This is a genomic window from Nonomuraea zeae, from assembly GCF_005889725.1.
Taxonomy (GTDB): Bacteria; Actinomycetota; Actinomycetes; order Streptosporangiales; family Streptosporangiaceae; genus Nonomuraea; species Nonomuraea zeae.
Map to the genome: position 1 here is coordinate 1 of NZ_VCKX01000093.1, position 22182 is coordinate 22182.

The 22182-nt window shown below is 70.5% G+C and carries 22 protein-coding genes; 13 read left to right on the forward strand and 9 right to left on the reverse strand.

Going from position 1 to position 22182, the window contains the following annotated elements:
* Positions 1-287 precede the first annotated feature (287 nt).
* From rpsB to ETD85_RS27710, 5 genes are all read left to right on the forward strand, one after another.
* Positions 288-1244: a 30S ribosomal protein S2 gene (gene rpsB, locus ETD85_RS27690; RefSeq protein WP_138692711.1), complete on the forward strand. Its 957-nt coding sequence runs from the start codon at positions 288-290 to the stop codon at positions 1242-1244.
* Between the two features lie 895 nt (positions 1245-2139).
* On the forward strand, positions 2140-2973 hold the full coding sequence (tsf, locus tag ETD85_RS27695) for a translation elongation factor Ts (RefSeq protein ID WP_138692712.1): 834 nt from the start codon (positions 2140-2142) through the stop codon (positions 2971-2973).
* Between the two features lie 146 nt (positions 2974-3119).
* Entirely contained in the window at positions 3120-3818 is a 699-nt protein-coding gene (pyrH, locus tag ETD85_RS27700; RefSeq protein WP_240779461.1) for a UMP kinase, read from the forward strand.
* A 43-nt stretch (positions 3819-3861) separates the two neighbouring features.
* Complete coding sequence (gene frr / locus ETD85_RS27705; protein WP_138692713.1) at positions 3862-4419, forward strand: ribosome recycling factor; 558 nt, start codon at positions 3862-3864, stop codon at positions 4417-4419.
* A 106-nt stretch (positions 4420-4525) separates the two neighbouring features.
* Positions 4526-5365, forward strand: a complete 840-nt coding sequence (locus ETD85_RS27710; protein ID WP_170246865.1) for a phosphatidate cytidylyltransferase — start codon at positions 4526-4528, stop codon at positions 5363-5365.
* Positions 5366-5378: 13 nt separating this feature from the next.
* On the opposite strand, the gene ETD85_RS27715 is transcribed toward ETD85_RS27710, so the two are convergent.
* The gene (locus tag ETD85_RS27715) at positions 5379-6401 is read right to left on the reverse strand and encodes a suppressor of fused domain protein (protein ID WP_138692714.1); all 1023 of its coding nucleotides are present in this window, start codon (positions 6399-6401) and stop codon (positions 5379-5381) included.
* 119 nt (positions 6402-6520) lie between these two features.
* Between ETD85_RS27715 and rlmN the strand changes: the two genes are divergently transcribed.
* Positions 6521-7621, forward strand: a complete 1101-nt coding sequence (gene rlmN, locus ETD85_RS27720) for a dual-specificity RNA methyltransferase RlmN (RefSeq protein ID WP_138692715.1) — start codon at positions 6521-6523, stop codon at positions 7619-7621.
* An 80-nt stretch (positions 7622-7701) separates the two neighbouring features.
* Here the strand turns inward: rlmN and ETD85_RS27725 are convergent, their stop codons facing one another.
* The 3 genes from ETD85_RS27725 to ETD85_RS27735 are packed head-to-tail and all read right to left on the reverse strand — an operon-like array spanning position 7702 to position 9873.
* Complete coding sequence (locus ETD85_RS27725; RefSeq protein ID WP_170246866.1) at positions 7702-8415, reverse strand: SGNH/GDSL hydrolase family protein; 714 nt, start codon at positions 8413-8415, stop codon at positions 7702-7704.
* Between the two features lie 40 nt (positions 8416-8455).
* Entirely contained in the window at positions 8456-9124 is a 669-nt protein-coding gene (locus ETD85_RS27730) for a hypothetical protein (protein WP_138692717.1), read from the reverse strand.
* Positions 9121-9873 (reverse strand): ABC transporter ATP-binding protein, encoded by a 753-nt coding sequence (locus ETD85_RS27735; protein WP_138692718.1) that lies wholly within the window; start codon positions 9871-9873, stop codon positions 9121-9123. Before ETD85_RS27735 ends, ETD85_RS27730 begins: the two co-directional genes overlap by 4 nt.
* Positions 9874-9963: 90 nt before the next feature.
* On the opposite strand from ETD85_RS27735, the gene ETD85_RS27740 reads away from it, so the two are divergent.
* Together ETD85_RS27740 and ETD85_RS27745 are read left to right on the forward strand one after the other, a co-directional pair.
* Positions 9964-10512: a DivIVA domain-containing protein gene (locus tag ETD85_RS27740; RefSeq protein WP_138692719.1), complete on the forward strand. Its 549-nt coding sequence runs from the start codon at positions 9964-9966 to the stop codon at positions 10510-10512.
* Positions 10513-10565: 53 nt separating this feature from the next.
* Positions 10566-11048, forward strand: coding sequence for a GNAT family N-acetyltransferase (locus ETD85_RS27745; RefSeq protein WP_170246868.1), 483 nt, complete (start codon positions 10566-10568; stop codon positions 11046-11048).
* On the opposite strand, the gene ETD85_RS27750 is transcribed toward ETD85_RS27745, so the two are convergent.
* From ETD85_RS27750 to iolC, 5 genes are all read right to left on the reverse strand, one after another.
* A complete protein-coding gene (locus ETD85_RS27750) occupies positions 11038-12042 on the reverse strand; it encodes an AI-2E family transporter (RefSeq protein WP_240779462.1) in 1005 nt (334 codons plus the stop codon). The genes ETD85_RS27745 and ETD85_RS27750 overlap by 11 nt on opposite strands.
* A 61-nt stretch (positions 12043-12103) precedes the next feature.
* Positions 12104-13951 carry a 3D-(3,5/4)-trihydroxycyclohexane-1,2-dione acylhydrolase (decyclizing) gene (iolD, locus tag ETD85_RS27755; protein ID WP_138692721.1) on the reverse strand — a complete coding sequence of 616 codons (1848 nt, stop codon included), beginning with the start codon at positions 13949-13951 and terminating at the stop codon, positions 12104-12106.
* A complete protein-coding gene (iolB, locus tag ETD85_RS27760; RefSeq protein ID WP_138692722.1) occupies positions 13948-14787 on the reverse strand; it encodes a 5-deoxy-glucuronate isomerase in 840 nt (279 codons plus the stop codon). Before iolB ends, iolD begins: the two co-directional genes overlap by 4 nt.
* Positions 14784-15680, reverse strand: a complete 897-nt coding sequence (locus tag ETD85_RS27765; RefSeq protein ID WP_138692746.1) for a Cgl0159 family (beta/alpha)8-fold protein — start codon at positions 15678-15680, stop codon at positions 14784-14786. The genes iolB and ETD85_RS27765 overlap by 4 nt, the downstream gene beginning before the upstream one ends.
* Before the next feature lie 5 nt (positions 15681-15685).
* Positions 15686-16636: a 5-dehydro-2-deoxygluconokinase gene (gene iolC, locus ETD85_RS27770; RefSeq protein WP_240779463.1), complete on the reverse strand. Its 951-nt coding sequence runs from the start codon at positions 16634-16636 to the stop codon at positions 15686-15688.
* Between the two features lie 155 nt (positions 16637-16791).
* Here iolC and ETD85_RS27775 point away from each other — a divergent pair, with 155 nt between their 5' ends.
* The 5 genes from ETD85_RS27775 to ETD85_RS27795 are packed head-to-tail and all read left to right on the forward strand — an operon-like array spanning position 16792 to position 22162.
* Positions 16792-18186, forward strand: coding sequence for an extracellular solute-binding protein (locus ETD85_RS27775; protein ID WP_240779464.1), 1395 nt, complete (start codon positions 16792-16794; stop codon positions 18184-18186).
* Positions 18161-19108 (forward strand): carbohydrate ABC transporter permease, encoded by a 948-nt coding sequence (locus ETD85_RS27780; RefSeq protein ID WP_138692724.1) that lies wholly within the window; start codon positions 18161-18163, stop codon positions 19106-19108. The genes ETD85_RS27775 and ETD85_RS27780 overlap by 26 nt, the downstream gene beginning before the upstream one ends.
* Positions 19105-19923: a carbohydrate ABC transporter permease gene (locus ETD85_RS27785; protein WP_138692725.1), complete on the forward strand. Its 819-nt coding sequence runs from the start codon at positions 19105-19107 to the stop codon at positions 19921-19923. Before ETD85_RS27780 ends, ETD85_RS27785 begins: the two co-directional genes overlap by 4 nt.
* Positions 19923-20987 (forward strand): ABC transporter ATP-binding protein, encoded by a 1065-nt coding sequence (locus ETD85_RS27790; RefSeq protein ID WP_138692726.1) that lies wholly within the window; start codon positions 19923-19925, stop codon positions 20985-20987. Before ETD85_RS27785 ends, ETD85_RS27790 begins: the two co-directional genes overlap by 1 nt.
* Positions 20984-22162, forward strand: a complete 1179-nt coding sequence (locus tag ETD85_RS27795; protein WP_138692727.1) for a CehA/McbA family metallohydrolase — start codon at positions 20984-20986, stop codon at positions 22160-22162. Before ETD85_RS27790 ends, ETD85_RS27795 begins: the two co-directional genes overlap by 4 nt.
* Positions 22163-22182: the final 20 nt, after the last annotated feature.

Sequence of the window (22182 nt, forward strand, 5' to 3'; positions counted from 1 at the left end):
GGCGGAGGGTGGGCTGGTCAGTCGGGTGCGTGGGTCTGGTGGTGGTGGAGGGATGGAATGTCCGTTTCACCGTAGACGGTCAGGCTGGGGCGGCGCGGGAGGTAGACTTTTCGATGGCCTGTCACGCAGGCCGACTTCGCATGCCCCATTGCGGACCGCGCCATCGGTCCGGGCCTTGTGCCCGGCTGGAGCGGTTTCGGGGCATCAGGGCGGCAGACAACGCGCTGTCGCGGCACAACCGAGAACCGCGCCCATCCGCAGGGCGCCAAGACCTGGAGGACCAGCACATGGCCCCCGTCGTCACCATGCGACAGCTGCTCGAGAGCGGCGTTCACTTCGGTCACCAGACCCGGCGCTGGAACCCGAAGATGAAGCGCTTCATCTTCACCGAGCGCAACGGCATTTACATCATCGACCTGCAGAAGTCGCTGTCGTACATCGACCGTGCCTACGACTTCGTCAAGGAGACCGTCGCTCACGGCGGCACGATCCTGTTCATCGGCACCAAGAAGCAGGCTCAGGAGGCCATCTCCGAGCAGGCCGCTCGGGTCGGCATGCCCTACGTGAACCAGCGCTGGCTGGGCGGCATGCTCACCAACTTCTCCACCGTGCACAAGAGGCTTCAGCGTCTGAAGGAGCTCGAGGAGCTCGACTTCGACAACGTCGCCGCTTCGGGGCTCACCAAGAAGGAGCTCCTCATGCGCCGCCGCGAGAAGGACAAGCTCGAGCGTACGCTCGGCGGCATCCGTGACATGGGCCGCGTGCCCAGCGCGGTGTGGGTCGTCGACACCAAGAAGGAGCACATCGCGATCAGCGAGGCCAAGAAGCTTGGCATCCCTGTGGTCGCGATCCTCGACACCAACTGCGACCCCGACGAGGTCGACTACCCGATCCCGGGCAACGACGACGCCATCCGCGCCGTCGGTCTGCTGACCAGGGTCGTCGCCGACGGTGTCGCCGCTGGTCTGATGGCTCGCTCCGGCGCCGCTCGCGGTGACGAGAAGCCGGCCGCCGCCGAGCCGCTGGCCGAGTGGGAGCGCGAGCTCATCGAGCAGGGCGCTGCTGAGCAGGGTGCCGGCGAGCGTGCGGCCGACGAGGCCGCCGCTCCCGAGGCTGCCGCTGAGCCCGAGACGGTTGCCGAGCCCGAGGCCGCGGAGGCCGAGGCTGTGGCGCCCGAGGCTGCTGCTGAGGAGAGCCCCGCTCCCGAGGCTGCGGCTGGGGACGAGTCCGAGCAGCAGGCCTGAGCCCGAGAGCTGAGGCTGGCCTGAGCCGAAGGGCTGAGGCCGGTTCTGAGGCGCAGGCCTGAGGGTTGAGGGCGAGTCCGATACGCCGCCGCGAGGCGGCTGAGGGCGCGCCTGGGCCACAGGTCTGCGCAGGGCACAGCACGCACAGCACAGCACAGCACACGGCAATTGCCCGGGCAGGGGACGGCGGTGCGGCAGGTTTGACCGCACGGCCGTCCGGCCCCGGGCAGATGGCCCGGCAAGCTCACGGCAAGGCGGCTGTCCCCGACGAGGTGGCATCCGGTTCGGGTGGTCGTCTCTGGTGGAGCGGCTGCCTTGTCCGGCGAGGTAGCCGCGTGGCAAGGCGGCGACCCGGCTGGGTGCGGCCGCCGCACCAGGCAACGTCCCGGCAGGGGCAGTTGCATCGTGAGGCAACGATCCGGCAGGGCGCGGTCGCGTCGCCAGGCAGGCATCCGGCGAGGGTGGTTGCATGGTGAGACAGCAGCCCGGCTGAACAGCTGAATATGGCGGACCACCAGCCACTGAGCGTCCTGGACAGGGATCGGCCGCGGGTAATGCGCGGTCCCCGGGCCGGGCGTTCAGTGTCAAAGCCGAAGCGGCAGGCCAGGCCGACGCACCCGAGCCCGGGGGCAAGGCTGGCCCTAGCTGAGGTACAGGCCGGTCAAAAGCACCCAAGCCTGGTCAGAGCTGAGGCGGTAGTCCGAGGCGAGGCTGGGCAGTATGCCGATCGAAGCAGCAGCAAGGCCGGGCCGACCGAAGCAGCAGCAAGGCCGGGCCGACCCGGGCCCAGAGCAAGACCACGGCTCCTCGTACGGCGGGACTCTGCCGGACGAACCAAGGGCGGGTGCCCGGCACCCATCCGATCCACGACGAAATCCCACAAGGAATAAGAGCAATGGCTTCCGTGAACATGGCCGACGTCAAGCGGCTTCGCGAGATCACCGCTGCCGGCATGATGGACTGCAAGAAGGCGCTGGAGGAGTCCGAGGGCGACTTCGACCGCGCCATCGAGCTGCTGCGCCTCAAGGGCGCCAAGGACGTGGGCAAGCGCGAGGCCCGCACCGCCTCCAACGGCCTCGTGGCGCTCAAGCAGGACGGCGACTCCTCTGCGGCGCTGCTCGAGCTCAACTGCGAGACCGACTTCGTGGCCAAGGGCGAGCGTTTCCAGGAGCTGGCCACCCAGGTCGTCGCGCACGTGCTCGAGACCAAGCCCGCCGACGTGGCGACGCTGCTGGAGTCCTCCTTCGACGGCAAGTCCGTCAAGGAGCACCTCGACTCGGCCAACGCCGCGCTCGGCGAGAAGATCGAGATCCGCCGCTTCGCGGTGCTGGAGGGCGGCTACATCGGCGCCTACATGCACAAGACCGACCCGGCGCTGCCGCCGGCGGTCGGCGTGCTGGTCCAGCTCGACAAGCCGAACGCCGACGTCGCCAAGGACATCGCGCAGCACGCCGCGGCCATGGCCCCGCAGTACCTCAAGGCCGACTCCGTGCCGGCCGAGGTCGTCGAGAAGGAGCGCAAGCTCTTCGAGGAGATGACCCGCGAGGAGGGCAAGCCCGAGCAGGCGATCGCGAAGATCGTCGAGGGCCGCGTCAACGGCTGGTACAAGGACTTCACCCTTCTCCAGCAGGCCTTCGTCAAGGACAACAAGAAGAGCGTGGGCAAGTACGCCGACGAGAACGGCGTTGAGGTGCTGGGCTTTGTCCGCTTCAAGGTCGGTCAGGCTTAGGCTTAGGCAAGCTGCCAGCTCAACGATCCGCCGAATTGAAGGAGGCCGCCGCCGTGCAGGACCACCGGGAGTCAGCCCACGAATCCACACGGACGGCGGCTTCCTCATCTCAAAACCCGCAAAGTCCACTTAGATGGAAGCGGGTGATGTTGAAGCTGTCAGGCGAGGCGTTCGCTGGTGGCGAGCCGCTGGGCATCGATCCCGTGGTCGTCGATCACCTGGCCGACTCGATCGCCGAGGCGGTCAAAGAGGGCGTGCAGGTCTCGGTCGTGGTCGGCGGCGGCAACATGTTCCGCGGCGCCACCCTCTCGCAGGGCGGCATAGACCGGGCCAGAGCCGACTACATGGGCATGCTCGGCACGGTCATCAACTGCCTGGCCCTGCAGGACTTCCTCGAACGGCGGGGCGTGGAGACACGCGTACAGACCGCCATCACCATGCAGCAGGTGGCCGAGCCGTTCCTGCCGCGCCGCGCGATCAGGCACCTCGAAAAGGGGCGCGTGGTCATCTTCGGCGCCGGGCTCGGCTCGCCGTTCTTCTCCACCGACACCGCGGCGTCCCAGCGGGCCCTGGAGATCGGCGCCGAGGCGCTGCTCAAGGGCACCCAGGTGGACGGGATCTACGACTCCGACCCTCGTAAGAACCCGGATGCGGTCAGGTTCGACCACCTCGACTACGGCGAGGTGCTGCTCCGAGACCTCGCGGTCATGGACGCCACCGCGATCAGCCTGTGCAAGGACAACGATCTGCCCATCGTGGTCTTCGACCTCATGGGCGAGGGCAACATCCTGCGGGCGGTCCGCGGTGAGAAGATCGGCACGCTGGTGAGTCCCGCAGGCAAATGAGGGAGCGAGCCCGACCCCGCCAGCTAGAAGACAGGGAGCCGCTGTGATCGACGAAACCCTCCTCGAAGCCGAGGAAAAGATGGACAAGGCCGTCTCGGTCGCGAAGGAGGACTTCGCGACCATCCGTACGGGCCGAGTCACCCCCTCGATGTTCAACAAGATCAATGCCGAGTACTACGGCACGCCGACGCCGATCCAGCAGCTGGCGTCGTTCCACGTGCCAGAGGCGCGCATGGTGCTCATCCAGCCTTATGACAAGAGCTCGATGAGCGCGATCGAGCGCGCCATCCGCGACTCGGACCTCGGCGTCAACCCGACCGACGACGGCAATGTGATCCGCGTGACGTTCCCGGAGCTGTCCGAGGAGCGCCGCAGGGACTACATCAAGGTCGCCAGGAACAAGGGCGAGCACGCCAAGGTCTCCGTGCGCAACATCCGCCGCTCCGCCAAGGAGATCCTCGACAAGATGATCAAGGATGGCGAGGCGGGCGAGGACGAGGTCAGGCGGGCCGAGAAGGAGCTCGACGACCTCACCCAGAAGCACGTCGCCAAGATCGACGAGCTGCTCAAGCACAAGGAAACCGAGCTGCTCGAAGTCTGAGCGGCGCGCCGCACGGCGGACCCGCGTTCAGCGGGCCGCCTCAGGTAGCGGGTCTGCACTACGGCCCTCGTCGTGGCGGCGAGGGCCGTGGCTCTTGGAGAACTCTGTGGAAGAACGTACGGCTGGCACCAGCTCGAGCGGCGGCAGCCGTACCGGAAGGAACCTGCCTGCCGCGATAGCGGTCGGCGTGGTGCTGGGCGCACTGACCATCGGCTCGCTCTACACGATCAAGGAGCTCTTCCTCGTGGTCGTGGTGGCGGCCGTGGGTGTCGGTGTGCTCGAGCTGATCAAGGCGTTGCGCACCCGCGACATCAAGGTGCCCGCCGTGCCGGTGCTCGTGGGCCTGGTCGGGATGCAGGCGGGCGCGTACTTCGGCGGGCCGGTCTGGCTGATCGCGGCCTTCGCGGTGTTCGCGTTCGTGCTGCTGATCTGGCGGATGTTCAGCGACGGCACCGAGGGTTACGTACGCGACGCGACGGCGTCGGTGTTCACGCTGTTCTATCCCGCGATGCTGAGCGCGTTCGTGGCGCTGATGCTCACGGAGAGCGACGGCCACCACCGGGTGCTGATCTTCGTCGCGGTGACCGTGGCCAGTGACATCGGCGGCTACATCGCCGGAGTGCTGTTCGGCAGGCACCGGATGACGGTCATCAGCCCGAAGAAGACCTGGGAAGGGCTGGCCGGGTCCATCATCGCGTGCACGGCGGTCGGGGCCTGGCTGGTGGTGTGGCTGCTCGGCGGCGACATCTGGCAGGGCGCGCTGATCGGCGCGCTGGCGGCGCTGCTGGCGACCGTGGGCGACCTGATCGAGTCGATGATCAAGCGGGATCTCGGCATCAAGGACCTGGGCACGATCCTGCCCGGCCACGGCGGGCTGATGGACCGGCTCGACTCGCTGGTGACGACGCTGGTGCCGGCCTGGCTGCTGATGACGTTGTTCTTCTAGCCCGCTGGTGGGGCTAGTGGTGCTGGGCCTCCAGCGCCTCGGCGGTGACCGGGGTCAGCCAGAGCCACCGTACGGCCTCACCGCCGAACCCGAATCCTGACATGTCGGGCATGCCGGGAGGGTCGGCGCGCATCAGGACGCCCGAGTACTGGGACCCCAGGGGGAACGTCGAAGGCTCGTGATACCACCGCGCCGTGTGCCCGTGGCCGAGCCAGGTGACCGAATGCCACGGATATTGTGACAGCCACACCAGCAGCAGCGCCGCGTCCCTGGGGTCCTCGATCGTCGCCACGGCCAGCTCGATCCGGGCGTACGCGCCCGGCCGGTCGATCCACTGCTCGACCGTGGGCATCCGCTGGCAGCTCATCCCGACCGTGGACAGTACGCTGAAGCCGCGTTCGGCGTGCGGCGGGCGTTCGGTGATGCCGACGGTGGGCAGTCGCTCACCGCTGGCGTCCCAGTAGCGGCCGGCCGGCCCGAGCACCCGATCCAGATGCCCCATCACGAACTGCTGGAACGACGGCCACGACCCCTCACCGTGCCGCCAGCGCCAGTAGGACCTGGCGTTGGAGATGCGGGGACGCAGCCCTTCGAGCGCCTCCGACAGGGCCCAGGCGAAGGGCGACTCGCCCACCGCGTCACGCGCGTAGCCGGGCATGCCCCTGCTCATGTCGGCCCAGCCGGGGATGACCGCCAGCAGGTCGTCGTCCTCGTACAGGGCGACCCCGTCACCCTCCTCGAACCACAGCGCGCTGAGCTGCCCGAGCGGCCGGCGGCCGTCCGGGTGCAGCGTGTTGGGCCTGGGCATCAGCGGCGGGAGCCCGGCGTTGATCCGGGCCAGGTCCACCACGGGCGGGGCGGGACGATGATTGGCCAGCCAGACCGCGCCGTGGACCGTGCCGTCCGGCGAGCACAGGTAAGCTACCGAGGAGTCCTCGTCCCGCTCGACGACGAGCGTCCGGCTGCCGTACGGGTTACCGGCGGCGAGCACGACCTCGGTGCCACCCTCGCTAGATGCCGACCGAAAAATCGCCATACGTGATGACTGTAGATCGGGCGGTGAGCCCGATGCGAGCCGTACCGTGACCAGGAATGCCACCTCCGATCCAAGCGTTCAATACCCTGGTCCACAACCCCTCAAGCAAAGGCAGGAACGTGTCCCAGCCCCCAGGCCAGCTCACCTTCGTCGCGCCCCGGCGGGCCAAGCCCGCACGGCATCTGGCCGACCTGTCGATGGCCGAGCGGCGGGTCGCGGTGACCGAGCTGGGCGAGAAGGCGTTCCGCGCCGACCAGCTCTCCCGCCACTACTTCGAGCGCCTGACCACCGACGTCGGCGCCATGACGGACCTGCCCGCGGCGGCCCGCGAGAAGCTGTCCGCTCTGCTGCCCAGCCTGCTCACCCCGGTCAAGGAGCAGACCACCGACAGCGGCACCACCCGTAAGACGCTGTGGCGGCTCTTCGACGGCGCGCTGGTCGAGTCGGTGCTCATGCGCTATCCCGACCGGGTCACGATGTGCGTGTCGTCGCAGGCCGGTTGCGGCATGAACTGCCCGTTCTGCGCCACGGGACAGGCGGGCCTGACCCGCAACATGTCCACCGCGGAGATCGTCGAGCAGGTGGTCTCGGGCGCCCGCGCGCTGGCGGCCGGCGAGGTGCCCGGGGGTCCCGGCCGGGTGAGCAACATCGTGTTCATGGGCATGGGCGAGCCGCTGGCCAACTACAAGCAGGTGATCGGCGCGGTCCGCCGCATGGTGGAGCCCGCGCCCGACGGGCTCGGCATCTCCGCCCGTGGCGTCACGGTGTCCACCGTGGGCCTCGTGCCCGCCATCGGCAAGCTCGCCGACGAGGGGCTGCCCGTCACGCTCGCGCTGTCCCTGCACGCGCCGGACGACGAGCTGCGTGACACGCTGGTGCCGATCAACACGCGGTGGAAGGTCGCCGAGGTCCTCGAGGCCGCGTGGGCGTACGCGGCCAGGACCAAGCGGCGGGTCTCGATCGAGTACGCCCTGATCAAGGACATCAACGACCAGGAGTGGCGAGCGGACCTGCTCGGCAAGCTGGTCAAGAACAAACTGGTGCACGTCAACCTGATCCCGCTCAACCCCACGCCCGGCTCCAAGTGGACGGCGTCACGGCCGGAGGACGAGCGGGCGTTCGTTCGGCGGCTGCAGTTCCACGGCGTGCCGGTGACGGTCCGCGACACGCGCGGGCGCGAGATCGACGGCGCCTGCGGCCAGCTCGCCGCCGCGGAGTAACCGCGCCCTCCGCATGAGCACCACCAGCACCACCAGCCCGACGCGGGCGGGTGGTGCTGGGTCAGTGGGGTGCGCTGGGATCAGTGGGGTGCGATCGAGCGGGCGGCGAACGCCTCGACCAGGTCGGCGACCATCGCGGCGCCCCGCCCGTTCAGATGGACGGTGTCCGTCGTGAGCTGCAGGCCGCGGCTCCTGGAGATGGCGTCCAGGCCGCGGCCGAGCAGGAGGTGCTGGATCGCGGCGGTCTGGGCCAGCCGGCCCTCCGGCCGGTAGCGGGTCCCCGGCGTCCTGCCCCGCTCCTCCAGGTACGCGGTCATCCGCTCGTTGAGCGGCAGGTACGACACGCCCTGCTCCGCCGCCACCTCGCGGACGATCGCGCTGTACTCGGCGGCCCGCCGTACCGGCTCCGAGCCGAGCTCCTCGCCGATGACCGGCAGGGAGAGCAGCCCCACCCTGGCCATCGTCTCGTCCTGGAGGCGCCGGGCGATGGCGGTGAGGTTCGCGGCGTAACCCTCCACGTCGGGAGCGGCGGTGAGGCCCCAGCGCTTGCGCAGCGTCCTGGCGAGCCGCGGGCTGAGCGTGAAGTTCGCGTCGTTGGTCCCGATGAGGACCGTCACCACGTCCGGGTCCTGCCGGATGACGTCGTCGAGCCGGTCGAGCGTCTGGGCCGAGAGCTCGTAGTTGACTCCGGAGTTGAGCACGGCCGCCTCGGGCAGCCGGGCCCGGAGCATGGTCACGTAGTCGGCGCTCACCTGGCCGCGCGTGATGCTGTCACCGATGCAGATCAGTTTCACCGTCGCCTCCTCAAGGGGTAGGTGAGTGCTTACTAACCTACTACACTCCCCGCCGGCGCCACAGATAAGCGGCCAGCCCGATGAGGCACCAGGCCAGCGAGACGGCGGTGAGCGGCACGATCTGGTCGAGGAGCTGACCGGCGTTCGCGGCCCTCATCCAGGGGATGAGCGGGACGGTGAGCCAATAGAGGGACGAGGCGCTGACCAGCAGCATCACCAGGAAGCCGAGGATCAGGGCCATGATCGAGACGGCCGGGGAGCGCAGGACCGCGCGGCTGGTGAGGGCGCCGAGCACGGTCCCGGACAGCGCGGACAGGCCGTACAGGAAGAGTACGGAGGCCAGCAGGCCGGAGCGCGGGGCCTGGCTCACGCCGAGCAGCAGCGCCCAGGCCAGTCCGAGTGCCGCGAACCCGGCACAAGCCGCGAACGCCGCCAGCAGCCCCGCGGCCACCTCCTTGCCCCGGCCGCCCGCCTGGATCGCGGACATCTCGCGCTGCCGGTCGGGCTCGGTGTCGAGCAGGCTCCTGGCCGCCCACGCCAGGACGGGAATCAGCAGCACGGCGCCGTCCGTGAGCACGGAGACCTCCGCGCCCCTCGGCGCGCGGCTGCCGTAGACGATCGCCACCATTGCCAGGGTGAGCAGGAGCGCCTGGTAGACGCGGTGCGAGCGGATATAGGCGGCCAGGCGGAACACGGCCAGGGCGATCATCCGCTCTCCTCGATCTCACGGGCCTGGTAGCCCTCGCCGTGCATCCTGGCGAGGAAGTCATGGAGCTCGGCCGCGGGTAACGTGACCGCCACCACCGCGTCACGCGGCTCTGGCGCCCCGGGGCCGGTGGCGCTCTCCGGGGCCTGAGAGGCCTCCGTGCTCTCTTTGAGCCGCCCGTCGACCATCGACCACGGGCGCAGGCCCGGCAGGCCGCGCAGGCCGCCCTGGTGGTCGCTGGCGATGACGATGCCGCCCCGGCCGGCCACCTCCGCGGCGATGGCCGGCAGCGCCTCGCGGGTGTCGGCGTCGAGCCCGGCGAACGGCTCGTCCAGGATCAGCAGCCCCGGCTCGGCCATCAGCGCCTGGGTCAGCCCGACCTTGTGCGCGCTGCCCTTCGACAGCTCGCTCAGGGGCAGGGCGAGGAGGTGGCCCATGTTCAGGCGCTCGGCCCACGGCTCCCAGCGGGCCCCGCCGCGGACGCGGGCCATGTGGCGCAGATAGGCCGTGACCGTGAACGGCTGCGCGGCGGGGAAGCGGTCGGGGGCGAAGCCGACCACCGCGGGACGGCCGGCGATCGTGCCGGTCGTCGGCCTGGCGAGGCCCGCCAGGAGGCGGAGCAGGGTCGACTTGCCGGCCCCGTTCGACCCGGACAGCTCGACCACGTCGCCGGGGGCGAGGTGGGCGTCGGCTTCCTGGATGACGAGCGGGGCACGCCGGCGGTAGCGGAAGGAGACTTGAGACAGGCGCATGGTGCTGCCACGGTAGCCATCGGGTCGCATGGTCGTGATAAAGGGCGTCACAATGGAGCTACCCCTCAGCACGTTTCAAAAGGAGTGAGCTTGAACCGCTTTCCGCGCGTCATGGGTATGCGTTCAGGCTACGACCCCATGGAGGTCGACGCCCTGATCGGGCGGATCGAGGCGACCCTGGGCCGGGGTTCGCACGCCATGGAGCCCGTCAGCGCCGACGACGTCCGCGGCGCCACCTTCCGTGCCAAACGCGGCGGCTATCAGGAGACCGCGGTCGACTTCGCGCTCGAAGCGTTCGTGGTGGCGTTGGAGACCATGGCCAAGCGGCCCGTCCGGCTGGCCATGGCCGAGCCCACCGGCGACATGCTGCGCGAGGAGTGGTTCGAGACCCAGGCGGCGCGCGTCGAGCGGGTGGCCTTCCGCCCCGGCCGCATGGGCACCGGCTACAACGAGGACGAGATCGACGCCTTCCTCGACCGGATCGTGGCCACCCTGCGCGGCACGACCGACTATCCCGTGCTGGCCAAGGACGTGCGCGCGGCCAAGTTCTCGACCGTGCTGCTCAGGTCGGGCTACCTGATCGCCGACGTGGACTCGTTCCTGGCGGGCATCGCCGACGTGCTGGAGCAGCGGCACTGACGGGCCGGTCCAGGCCCCGCCGCAATCCGCCGCCCGGCGCCATAATGACGGCCATGACGATGTCCGTGCGCGCCATCGAGCCAGGCGATCTCACCGCGGTGACCCGGGTGCTCACCGCGAGCTGGGGCGGCTCGACCGTGGTGGCGCTGGGCCGCGGCGAGCTGGTCGACGCGAGCACGATGCCCGGCTTCATCGCTCACGACGGCGACGACGTGGCCGGCGTGATCACCTACGCCGAGCGCGCCGGTTCCGTGGAGATCATCACGATCGACGCCGTGCTCCCCGGCAAGGGGGTGGGCAGGGCGCTGCTGGACGCCGTCCGCGCGGTGGCGGCCGAACGCGGCGCGAGCAGGCTCCGGCTGGTCACCACCAACGACAACACCCACGCCCTGCGCTTCTACCAGCGCTACGGCTTCGACCTGATCGCCCTGCACCGGCACGGCGTGGACCGGGCGCGCGCCCTCAAGCCGAGCATTCCGGCCGAGTCCGACGGCATCCCGATCAGGCACGAGCTGGAGCTGGAGCTCACGCTCTGACGGCCCCGATGAGCTCGGTCCTGGGCCTGCGGAGCAGGGCCACGATCACCGAGGCCACCGGCGCGGCCAGGAACGCGCCGGTGATCCCGGCGACCACGCTGCCCACCGTGATCGCCACCAGGATCACCGCCCCGGGCAGGTCGAGCGCCTTGCCGTAGATCTGCGGCGCCAGTACGTGCCCCTCGATCTGCTGCACCGCGACGGTCACCGCGACCACGATGAGCGCCACCAGCCAGCCCTTGGCCACGAGCGCCACCACCGCGGCCAGCAGCCCGGCCATGAACGCCCCCACCACCGGCAGGAACGCCCCCACGAACGTCAGCACCGCCAGCGGCAGCGCGATCGGCACCCCGAGGATCCACAGCGCGACCCCGATGAAGAACCCGTCGACCGCCCCCACGATCGCGATGCCCCTGATGTAGCGGCCGATGACCGAGTAGATCAGGTGACCGGCCTCGGCGATACGGCTCTTGGCCGAGGCGGGCGCGAGGTCCACGAGCCAGTGGAAGAGCCGGTCGCCGCCGTGCACGAAGTAGATCGACAGGATGACCGCCAGCACGGCCCCGATCACGATCTCGCCGGCCGTCCTGACCCCGGCCAGGGCCCCGCTGGTGATCTGCCGGCCCTGGGTGGACAGGTAGTCCTTGGCCTGCGCGACGATCTGCTGATCGTCGAGCCCGAGCCTGGAGGTCAGGTTGTGCAGGTCGTCGAGCACCTTGCCGACGCTGGCCCGCAGCTCCGCCAGGCTCTCCACGGTGGGCGGCACCAGCAGCGCGATGAGCGCCCCCGCGAGCAGGAATCCGGCGGCGAACACGATCGTGGTGGCCAGCGCGCGGCTCAGCCCGCGTGACCAGAGCCAGCGGGCCGGAGGCAGCAGCAGCGCCGTGATGAACACCCCGATGATGATCGAGATGACCACCGTCTGGACGTGGTAGAGACAGAACAGGGCGATCGCGACGACCACGATCCAGCCGATCACCCGCCACGGTCTCATCCCATCCCCCCGATCATGCCTGGTCAGAGGGGTTCCCTCAGGTGATCGGCGGCAATCCTGATCAGCCGGGCGGGCTGAGGTGGGGACGCTGGGAGCGCTTGTTCGCCTCGTACGTCTCCCGCGCCGCGTAGGTGGCGCTGGTCGTGCCCACCTGGGCCACGGGCACGTCCCACCACGCCTCCGAGGAGGGCGCGTCGTCGGCCATCGGGTCGGTGCGCACGTAGATCACCGTGGTCTCCCTGGCCGAGCGGGCCGTGTCGAGCGCCTTGCGCAGCTCCGAGACGGACTCGGGACGCAGCACGGTCGCGCCGAGGCTGGCCGCGTTGGCGGCCAGGTCCACCGGCAGCGGCCCGCCGTCACGATGCCGGTACGAGGTCCCGAGCCGCTCGGCGCCCACGCTCTCCGACAGGCGGCCGATGGAGGCGAAGCCCGAGTTGTCCACCAGGACGACGACCAGCTTGACGCCCTCGGAGACGGCCGTGACCAGCTCCTGGGCCATCATGAGGTAGGAGCCGTCGCCCACCATGACGAACACCTCGCGCTCAGGCGCCGCCATCTTGACCCCGAGGCCGCCGGCGATCTCGTAGCCCATGCACGAGTAGCCGTACTCGACGTGGTAGCTGCCGGGGCCGCTCGGCCGCCAGAGCTTGTGCAGGTCGCCGGGCATCGACCCGGCCGCGCACACGACCACGCCGTCGGAGCCCGCGGCCACGTTGACCGCGCCGATCACCGCGGACTGCGGCAGCGGCGAGCCGTCCAGCGCGTACGCGGCGTCCACGGCCGCGTCCCACGCCCGGTTCAGGTCGGCGGCCCGCTCCCGGTAGGCGGCCGGCGTGCTCCAGCCCGCGCACGCCTCGCCCAGCTCCGCCAGCGCCTCGCGGGCGTCGGCGACCAGCTGCAGGCCGGACAGCTTGGCGGCGTCGAAGCCGGTGATGTTGATGTTCGCGAACCTGGCGTCGGGCGCGAAGATGGTCCTGGAGGCCGTGGTGAAGTCGCTGTAGCGGGTGCCGACGCCGATGATCACGTCGGCCTCGCGGGCCAGCGCGTTGGCGGCGGTGGTGCCCGTGGCGCCGATCGCGCCGACGGCGAGCGGGTGCCCGTGGGGCAGCGCGCCCTTGCCCGCCTGCGTCTCGGCCACGGGGATGCCGTGCGTCTCCGCGAAGGTCCTGAGCTGCTCGGTGGCCTCGGCGTAGATGGCACCGCCGCCCGCGACGATCAGCGGGCGGGCCGCTGACCTGATCAGCTCGGCGGCCCTGGCCAGGGCCGCCCGCTCGGGGCGCGGCCGCGGGATGTGCCAGACGCGGCGCGCGAACAGCTCGTCCGGCCAGTCGAACGCCTCCGCCTGCACGTCCTGCGGCAGCGCCAGCGTCACGGCGCCGGTCTCCGCCGGGTCGGTGAGCACCCGCATGGCGGCGAGGAGCGCGGACGGGAGCTGCTCGGGGCGGTTGATCCGGTCCCAGAAGCGGGAGACCGGCTTGAAGCAGTCGTTGACCGAGACGTCGTAGGAGCGCTGGTCCTCCAGCTCCTGCAGCACGGGGCCGGCCACGCGGGTGGAGAAGATGTCGCCGGGCAGCAGCAGCACGGGCAGCCGGTTGATCGTCGCGCCGGCCGCGCCGGTGATCATGTTGGTCGCGCCGGGGCCGATCGAGGTGGTGCAGGCCAGGGTGGACAGCCGGTTGCTCGCCCGCGCGTACGCGGCGGCGGTGTGCACCATCGCCTGCTCGTTGCGGCTCAGGTGGTAGGGCAGCTCCTCGGCCGAGGTGGCCAGCGCCTGGCCGAGCCCGGCGACGTTGCCGTGGCCGAAGATGCCGCAGCAGCCGCCGATGAGCCGATGCTCCACGCCGTCGCGCTCGGTCCACTGGTGGGCCAGGAAGCGCACGACGGCCTGGGCGACGGTCAACCGGGTCATGGGTTCCTCCCGAACGGCAGTCTGGGGTCGGTGGGCTGGCCCTCCCAGGAGGAGCGGATCCAGGCGTGGCGAGGATCGTCGCAGAACGCCATCGACCGCTGCTCGGCCGGGCCCGCCAGCACGTTCAGGTAGTAGAGGTCGTAGCCGGGCGCGGCCATGGAGGGGCCGTGGTAACCGTAGGGGACCAGGACCACGTCTCCGGAGGAGACCTCGGCCAGGGTGTCGATCTGACCGCCTTCGGAGGAGTAGACGCGCTGGTAGCCGAGGCCCTCGGCGGCCACCTCGAAGTAGTAGATCTCCTCCAGCACGGCCTCGCCCGGGTTGGGGGTGTCGTGCTTGTGCGGCGGATAGGACGACCAGTTGCCGCCCGGCGTCAGGACCTCCACGGCCATGAGCTTGTCGCACTCGAAGACGTCGGGGGCGCAGAAGTTGTTCACCTGGCGGCTGGCCTGGCCCGCGCCCCTGAACTCGACGGGGACGTCGGCCGCGGCGACGTGGCGGGGCGGCAGGGCGCGGGTGGCGCGGGCGGAGGGCAGCGCGATCCGGCAGCTCCCTTCCAGCGTCACCTGCGTAGAAATCGGGATATAGGCGAAATCGGAGGGGCCGTCGAAGACCGACGCGCGGCCCGCCAGCTCGTACGTCACCCCGGGCAGCGTGACCGAGCACGAGCCCGCCAGCGGCAGGACGAGCATCTCCGCGTCGCCCGTGTCGAACGACACCGGCTCGCCGGCCAGGTCCACGACCCGCAGCCCCGAGTACGTCCAGCCGGCCAGGGACGGCGTGATCTCGACCGCCCACGGGGCGCTGGCGGCCTTGCCGTACGGAAGGTATGTCATGCGCGGACCTCTCGAACCAGGGCGGCGGCACCGTCCACCGCGGTCGCCACGTCGTCGTCCGGAGGGTAGAGCAGGGCGCGCCCGACGACGAGCCCCCGCACGCCGGGCAGGCTCAGCGCGCGGTGCCAGTCGGCGTAGGCGGCGTCGATGTCGGGCGGGTCGCCGCCGAGCAGCAGGGCGGGCAGCGTGGTGGCGGCCATCACCCGCTCCATCTCCGGCACGGCGGGGATCTTGAGCCAGGTGTAGGCCGAGGTGACGCCGAGCGCCTGGGCGATGCTGATCGCCCGGATCACCGCGTCGGGGGACAGGTCGTTGCGCAGCGAACCGGTCTCCGAGCGCAGCGACCAGAACGGCTCCACCATGGCCACCAGCCGCCTGCGGGCCAGGTCGGTGACCGCGCGGGCGCACGACTCCAGCGTGGCCACCGTCGCGTGGTCGCCGGGGTCGATGCGGCAGAGCATCTTGCCGCCGTCGAGGCGCATCGCGTCGATCGAGTCCGCGTCGAAGCCGGTGAAGCGGTCGTCCAGCTCGAACACCGAGCCCTGCAGGCCGCCCCGGTTCATCGAGCCGAAGGCCAGCTTGCCTTCGAGCGCGCCCAGCAGCAGCAGGTCCTCCAGCACGTCGGGCGAGGCCAGGATGCCGTCCACGCCCGGCCTGGCCAGCGCCGCCTGGAGACGGTCGAGCAGGTCCGTGCGGCTGGCCATGGCCAGCGGCCGGTCGCGGACGGCCAGCGCCCCGCGGGCCGGGTGGTCGGCGGCGATGATGAGCAGCCGTTCGCCCTCACCGGGCAGGCCGCGCCGCTCGCGGCGGGCCGCGGCCTCGGCGATCCACTCCGGCCGGGTGGCGCGGATGTGGGTGAGCCGCTCGTAACCGGTGGTCCTGGGCAGCGTCATGTCAGTCAAGAACGCACTCCGTTCAGCAGGTCCTCGACCTCCGCCGTGGACGGCATGGCGTCGGCGCAGGCCAGGCGGGCGGCCACGAACGCGCCCGCGGCGTTGGCGAAGCGGATCGTGCGCTCCAGCGGCCAGCCGCGCAGCAGCCCGAGGCAGATCGCGCCGCCGAACGCGTCGCCAGCTCCGATCCCGTTGACCACCTTCACCTCCACCGGCTCCACCAAGGCGCTCTCCTCAGAGGTACGCGCGAAAACCCCTTCAGGGCCCATTTTCACGATGGCGACCTCGACGCCCGCGTCCAGTAGCGCCTGCGCGGCGGCCTCCGGATCGCGTACGCCGACCGCGGTCTCCACCTCGTCCAGATTGCCCACGGCCACGTTCGCGTACGGCAGCGCCCGGCGTACCGCGGCCTGGGCCGCCTCGGGCGACTCCCACAGCATCGGCCGCCAGTCCAGGTCGAACACCGTCCAGCCCGAGCCGCGCGCGGGCCCGCGTACGGACAGGGCTGCGGCGTGGGCCGCGGCGCTGGGCTCCTGGCTCAGGCCGGTCAGCGAGAACCAGAACACGCGCGCCTCGCCGATGGCGGCCAGGTCCAGAGAGGAGGGGGTGATCTGCAGGTCGGGCGGGTGCTCGCCGCGGTAGAAATAGAGCGGGAAATGGTCAGGAGGGAAGATCTCGCAGAACGTGACGGGCGTCGGCGGGCCCTCGATGGTGCTCACGTAGGCGTCGTCCACGCCGAACCCGCGGATGGCGCGCCGGACGAACTCGCCGAAGGGGTCGGCCCCCACGCCGGTGATCACCGCGGAGCGCAGCCCGTGCCGCGCCGCGGCGACGGCGACATTCGTCGGGCTGCCTCCGAGGAACTTGCCGAATGTCTCGACGTCGGCCAGGCCTACACCGGCCTGGAGTGGGTAGACGTCGACGCCGCAGCGGCCGATCGTGATCAGGTCGTACAAAGCACCTCCAGGGCTACCGTCCACACTATGGCATATTGTCATGACATTCGGATGTCCGCTATGTTACCAATTGCGGCCGGGCCTTTACGTCATATGCATGTCATGACATATTGGCACCTGGCTTCCTCCCCTTAAGGACACGTCGGAGGGTTTGCATGGCATTGCGGAAACAGTCGATGGGTGTGGTCGCGGTCCTCGCCGCGACCGGGCTGGGGCTCGCCGCCTGCGGCCAGTCCTCCGGCGGCGGGGGTGGTGGTGACGCCATCGAGCTGACGATCGCCCAGAACGCCATCGCGGGCGGCAAGAACGCCGCGGCCGCGGACTTCATCGCGAATTGGGTCATCCCCAAGTTCGAGGCTGCGCAGAAGGCGAAGGGCAAGAACGTCACGGTCAAGTTCGTCCCCAGCGGGGTCGACGACGAACAGTACAAGACCAAGCTCTCCCTCGACCTCAAGTCAGGCAAGGGCGCGGACGTGATCGACATCGACGGCATCTGGGCCGGCGAGTTCGCCGAGGCGGGCTATCTCAAGCCCCTGCCGGAGCTGGTCGGGCCCGAGGCCGAGAGCTGGGACGGCTGGGCCCAGATCCCCGAGGCCGTCCAGGGCATGACGGAGTTCAACGGCAAGAGGTACGCCCTGCCCGTCGGCACCGACGGCCGGGTGCTCTACTTCAACAAGACGCTCTTCCAGAAGGCCGGGCTCCCCGCCGACTGGCAGCCGAAGAGCTGGCAGGAGATCCTCGACGCCGGGACCAAGCTGAAGTCCTCCGGCGTGCCCGTGCCGCTGCAGATCAACGCCGGCACCGCCATGGGCGAGGCCACCTCGATGCAGGGCGTGCTGCCGCTGCTCGCGGGCGCGGGCGGAGAGGTGCAGAAGGACGGCAAGTGGAGCGGCGCCACGCAGCCGCTGAAGGACGCGCTCGGCTTCTACCAGAAGATCTACGGCGGCGGCCTCGGCGACCCCAAGCTCCAGCAGGAGGCCAAGGGCCGCGACAAGTCGTTCCAGCAGTTCGCCCAGGGCAAGATCGGCATCCTGATGGAGGGCGACTACTTCTGGCGCGGCGTGGTCAACCCCAAGACGGGCGTGGCCAAGATGGCCGACCGTGACCAGACCGTCGGCTACGCCATGATCCCGGCCATCGAGGCCGGCAAGGGCCTGCGCGGCCAGGACTTCGTGAGCATGTCCGGCGGCGCGCTGCGCACCGTGAACCCCAACAGCAAGCACCCCAAGGAAGCCTTCGAGCTGGCGGCCTTCACGCTGTCGCCCGACGCGCTGAAGGAGGAGACCAAGGACGGCAACGTCCGCGTCACCCCGCGGACCGACGTCAACAAGGAGATCCTCGCGGGTGAGCCGCTGCTGACCTTCATCTCGGAGAAGGTGCTGCCGCTGACGGCCTACCGGCCGCCGGTCGCGGCCTATCCGCAGGTGTCGGTGGCGCTGCAGGAGGCGACCGCCGCGGTCGTCGGAGGCACGGCGCCCGACCAGGCGGCGGCCGACTATCAGAAGAAGCTCGAAGGAATCGCCGGTGGCGCAGGCAACATCGCCTCCTGAGGCGCCTGAGGCCCCCGAGCCGGTCGAGGAGACCAGGCCCGCCCGCCGCTACAGCTCGGACGCGGCGGGCCTGGGCAGGCTGCGGGCGGGGGCCTTCGCCGCGCCCGCCCTGCTGCTCATCGCGGTCTTCCTGGTCTTCCCGGCCCTGTGGGTGCTCTATCTCGGGCTCACGAACTACCGGCTGACCGGGGCCGCGGCCGCGGAGCCCCAGTTCGTCGGGCTGGACAACCTCATCGGCGCGGTCTCGAACCCCGAATTCTGGAGCTCGACCTGGCTGACCGCGCAGTTCGTGCTCGGCTCGGCCGTCATCGGCCAGGTCGGGCTCGGCTTCGGCATCGCGTGGCTGCTGCGCGACCGGCGCGGGCCGCTGAAGCGGCTGGTGGAGGGCCTGGTCATCCTGGCCTGGATCCTGCCCAGCGCGGTGGTGTCGTTCCTGTGGGTGGCGCTGCTCGACCGCGACGGCGGCACGCTCAACGCGCTGCTCGGCCTGCCCGGCTTCGCCTGGCTGCTCGACCACCCGATGCTGTCGATCATCGTGTTCAACACCTGGCGCGGCACGGCGTTCTCGATGATGCTGTACGGCGCCGCGCTCGGGAACGTCCCGCCCTCCCACCTGGAGAGCGCCCGGCTGGCCGGGGCCTCCGGCTGGCAGCAGCTCAGGGACGTGGTCTTCCCGCACATCAGAGGCCACATCCTGACGAACCTGCTGCTCATCAGCCTGTGGACGTTCAACGACTTCACCCCCTTCCTGCTCACCGCGGGCGGCCCCGACGGCAAGTCCGAGGTGCTGGCCGTGCACGTGTACAAGGTGGCGCTGCAGAGCGGCGAGCTGGGCTACGGCGCGGCCGTGTCCACGATCATCCTGTTGATCAACCTGGTCGTGGCGGTGTTCTACCTGCGGCTGCTCCGGAGCAAGAAATGACGCGCTTCGTCCTGGGCCGGATCGGCTTCTACACGCTGATCGCGGTGCTGCTGGCCTTCTTCACGATCCCGCTGCTGTGGCTGGTGACCGCGCCGTTCACCTCGGACCCCACCTACGAGGTCTCGGTGCCCGACTTCACCTGGGACAACTTCCGGGCGGTCGTGGAGCATCCGTACGCGCTGCCGTCGCTGCTGAACTCGGTGGTGCTCTCGGTGGGGACGGCCGTGCTGGTCGTGGCGATGGCGGCGCTGGCGGCGTACGCGCTGAGCCGGGTGCGGCTGCCCGGCCGGGACGCCCTGCTGTACGCGCTGCTGCTGCTCTCGTCGATCATCACGGGGACGGCGGCCATGGTGCCGCTGTTCCAGCTCGCGGTGGAGCTCAACCTCATCGACTCCCAGTTCGGCCTGATCCTCATCCTGACCGGCGGGCTGCTGCCCGCGGCGATCTTCATGCTCAAGGACTTCATGGACGCCACGCCGAAGTCCTATGAGGAGTCGGCCCGGGTGTTCGGGGCCACGCCGCTGCAGATCGTGCGGCATGTGGTGGTTCCCCTGGTGCGCCCCGGGCTGGCCACGATCGCGGTCTGGGCCGTGGCCAACGTGTGGGGGAACTTCCTGATGCCGTACCTGTTGCTGAGCGACGTCGAGAAGCAGCCCGCGGCCGTGATCACGTACACGCTGTACACCGAGGGCGGCCAGGCCAACCTCAGCATGCTGTCCACGTTCGGTCTGCTGTACTCGGTCCCCGTGGTGCTCATGTACCTGTTCGTCAGCAAGAAGTATGGCTTCCGCTTCCACGGAGGGATCAAGCGTTAATGGCCGCCATCGAACTACGCGGGCTGACCAAGGTCTATCCCGGCGGGGTGAAAGCCCTCGACGCGCTCGACCTGGCCGTCCCCGACGGCGAGTTCTTCGCCCTGCTCGGCCCCTCCGGCTGCGGCAAGACCACGCTGCTGCGCACGATCGCCGGGCTGGAGACCGCCACGGGCGGGTCCGTGGTGATCGGCGGACGCGACGTGACCGGGGTGCAGCCGGGCGGCCGGGACATCGCCATGGTCTTCCAGGACTACGCGCTGTTCCCGCACATGGACGTCACGGACAACATCGCCTACCCGCTGCGGATCAAGAAGGTCGCCAAGGGGGCGCGCCGCGACAAGGCCGCCGAGGTGGGGGCCCGGCTGGGGCTCGACCAGCTCATGGACCGACGGCCCGGCCAGCTCTCCGGCGGGCAGCAGCAGCGGGTGGCCCTGGCCAGGGTCATGGCCACGCAGGCGCAGGCGTTCCTGTTCGACGAGCCGCTGTCCAACCTGGACGCCAGGCTCCGGCTCGAAGCGCGTACGTTCCTGAAGAAGCTCCAGCGCGAGCTGGGCGTCACCACCGTCTTCGTCACGCACGACCAGGCGGAGGCGCTGGCCATGGCCGACAGGATGGCCGTCATGGAGGTCGGTCACATCCGGCAGATCGGGACGCCGGCCGAGGTGTTCCAGCGGCCCGCGAACACGTTCGTGGCCGGATTCATCGGCTCGACGCCCATGAACCTGCTGGACGGGGCCGTACGAGGTGACACGCTGGACGTGGCAGGGTGCAAGGTCGCCGTCCCGGCCGCGGCGGAGGGGCGGCTGATCGACGGGGAGAAGATCGTGTACGGCGTACGGCCCGAGTACATGGCCTACTCGGCCGGGCCCGCGGAGGGCGCGCTGGGCGGAAAGGTGGCCATCGTGGAGAACCTGGGCGCGTCCCACCTGGTGACCCTCGACGTCAACGACGTGAGCGTGCAGGCCGTCGTGCCCGAGGGGAGCGAGCCCGAGATCGGCGACGAGGGCTACGCGGTGCCCAGGCGCGACCGGGCCCTCGTCTACCGGGACGGTGAGTTGGTGTGAACAGGCACTGGAGTCTGGACGACCGGCTGGAGCAGATCCTGCGGGAGGTCCCGTTCGAGGTGCCCGCCGGCACCGCGGCCGTGACCGTCCGGCTGGGCTACGACAGGTCGCAGGGCGTGATCGACCTCGGGTGCGGCGCGCCCGACGGGTTCCGCGGCTGGTCGGGAGGCGCCCGCGACGAGTACACGATCACCTCGGGCTGGGCGACCCCCGGCTACCTGCCGGGCGAGCCCGAGCCGGGCACCTGGCACGTGTGGCTGCGGCTGCACCGCATCCCGCCGGAGGGGCTCGACTACACGCTGGAGATCACCACGGAGACCGTCGCCCCGCCGGAGCCGGTCACCGCCGAGCCCCCGCACGGCGAGCGCCCGCCACGGCGCGACCTGCCCGACGTCGACGGCCTGCGCTGGTACGCCGGGGACTTCCACGCCCACACCGTGCACAGCGACGGCAGCCTGACCATCGCCGAGCTGGCCGAGCGGGCATATGGCCGCGGGCTGGACTTCCTGGCCGTCACCGACCACAACACCGTCAGCCACCACCCCTGGCTGGCGAAGATCGGGCGGGACATCACGCTCATCCCCGGCCAGGAGGTCACCACCGACCGGGGCCACGCGAACGTGTTCGGCGACGTCGGCTGGGTGGACTTCCGGCAGCCCGCGGACTCGTGGGTCGAGCACGCCGAGCGCGCGGGCGGCCTGATCTCGATCAACCACCCGCTCGGCGGTGACTGCGCCTGGCTGCTGCCGATCAGCCGCCGGCCCAGGGTCGCCGAGGTCTGGAGCTCCGGCTGGTGGGACCGCCGCTGGGGCGCGCCGCTGGCCTGGGCCGACGCCTGGCGCGACGACGTGATCGCGATCGGCGGCAGCGACTTCCACCGCGACGGCTCCGACGGCCAGCCCGGGTCGCCCACGACCTGGGTGCTGGCCGAGGACCCCGGCGCGGTGCTGGACGGCGTGCGGGCCGGGCGCACCGCCGTCTCCACGAGCCCCGACGGGCCGCTGCTGGTCAGGCTGGGCGACGAGCTGCTGGCGCTGGACGCCGACGGCCTGGTGCTGGTCCGCCCGGACGGTGACCGGCAGGTGGTGCGCGGCGAGCGCGTGCTGGTGCGCGCAGGATCAGGACGGCACCGGCTGGAAACGTACGAGAACGAGGTGATCGCCCTATGCGAGTGAGCATCCGGGCGAACGAGCCG

Coding starts and splice junctions, on each gene's coding strand:
- rpsB (WP_138692711.1), top strand. CDS start 288: ATGGCCCCCGTCGTCACCATGCGACAGCTGCTCGAGAGCGGCGTTCAC.
- tsf (WP_138692712.1), top strand. CDS start 2,140: ATGGCTTCCGTGAACATGGCCGACGTCAAGCGGCTTCGCGAGATCACC.
- pyrH (WP_240779461.1), top strand. CDS start 3,120: ATGTTGAAGCTGTCAGGCGAGGCGTTCGCTGGTGGCGAGCCGCTGGGC.
- ETD85_RS27715 (WP_138692714.1), bottom strand. CDS start 6,401: ATGGCGATTTTTCGGTCGGCATCTAGCGAGGGTGGCACCGAGGTCGTG.
- ETD85_RS27730 (WP_138692717.1), bottom strand. CDS start 9,124: ATGATCGCCCTGGCCGTGTTCCGCCTGGCCGCCTATATCCGCTCGCAC.
- ETD85_RS27735 (WP_138692718.1), bottom strand. CDS start 9,873: ATGCGCCTGTCTCAAGTCTCCTTCCGCTACCGCCGGCGTGCCCCGCTC.
- ETD85_RS27745 (WP_170246868.1), top strand. CDS start 10,566: ATGACGATGTCCGTGCGCGCCATCGAGCCAGGCGATCTCACCGCGGTG.
- ETD85_RS27750 (WP_240779462.1), bottom strand. CDS start 12,042: ATGAGACCGTGGCGGGTGATCGGCTGGATCGTGGTCGTCGCGATCGCC.
- iolD (WP_138692721.1), bottom strand. CDS start 13,951: ATGACCCGGTTGACCGTCGCCCAGGCCGTCGTGCGCTTCCTGGCCCAC.
- iolB (WP_138692722.1), bottom strand. CDS start 14,787: ATGACATACCTTCCGTACGGCAAGGCCGCCAGCGCCCCGTGGGCGGTC.
- ETD85_RS27765 (WP_138692746.1), bottom strand. CDS start 15,680: ATGACGCTGCCCAGGACCACCGGTTACGAGCGGCTCACCCACATCCGC.
- ETD85_RS27775 (WP_240779464.1), top strand. CDS start 16,792: ATGGCATTGCGGAAACAGTCGATGGGTGTGGTCGCGGTCCTCGCCGCG.
- ETD85_RS27785 (WP_138692725.1), top strand. CDS start 19,105: ATGACGCGCTTCGTCCTGGGCCGGATCGGCTTCTACACGCTGATCGCG.
- ETD85_RS27790 (WP_138692726.1), top strand. CDS start 19,923: ATGGCCGCCATCGAACTACGCGGGCTGACCAAGGTCTATCCCGGCGGG.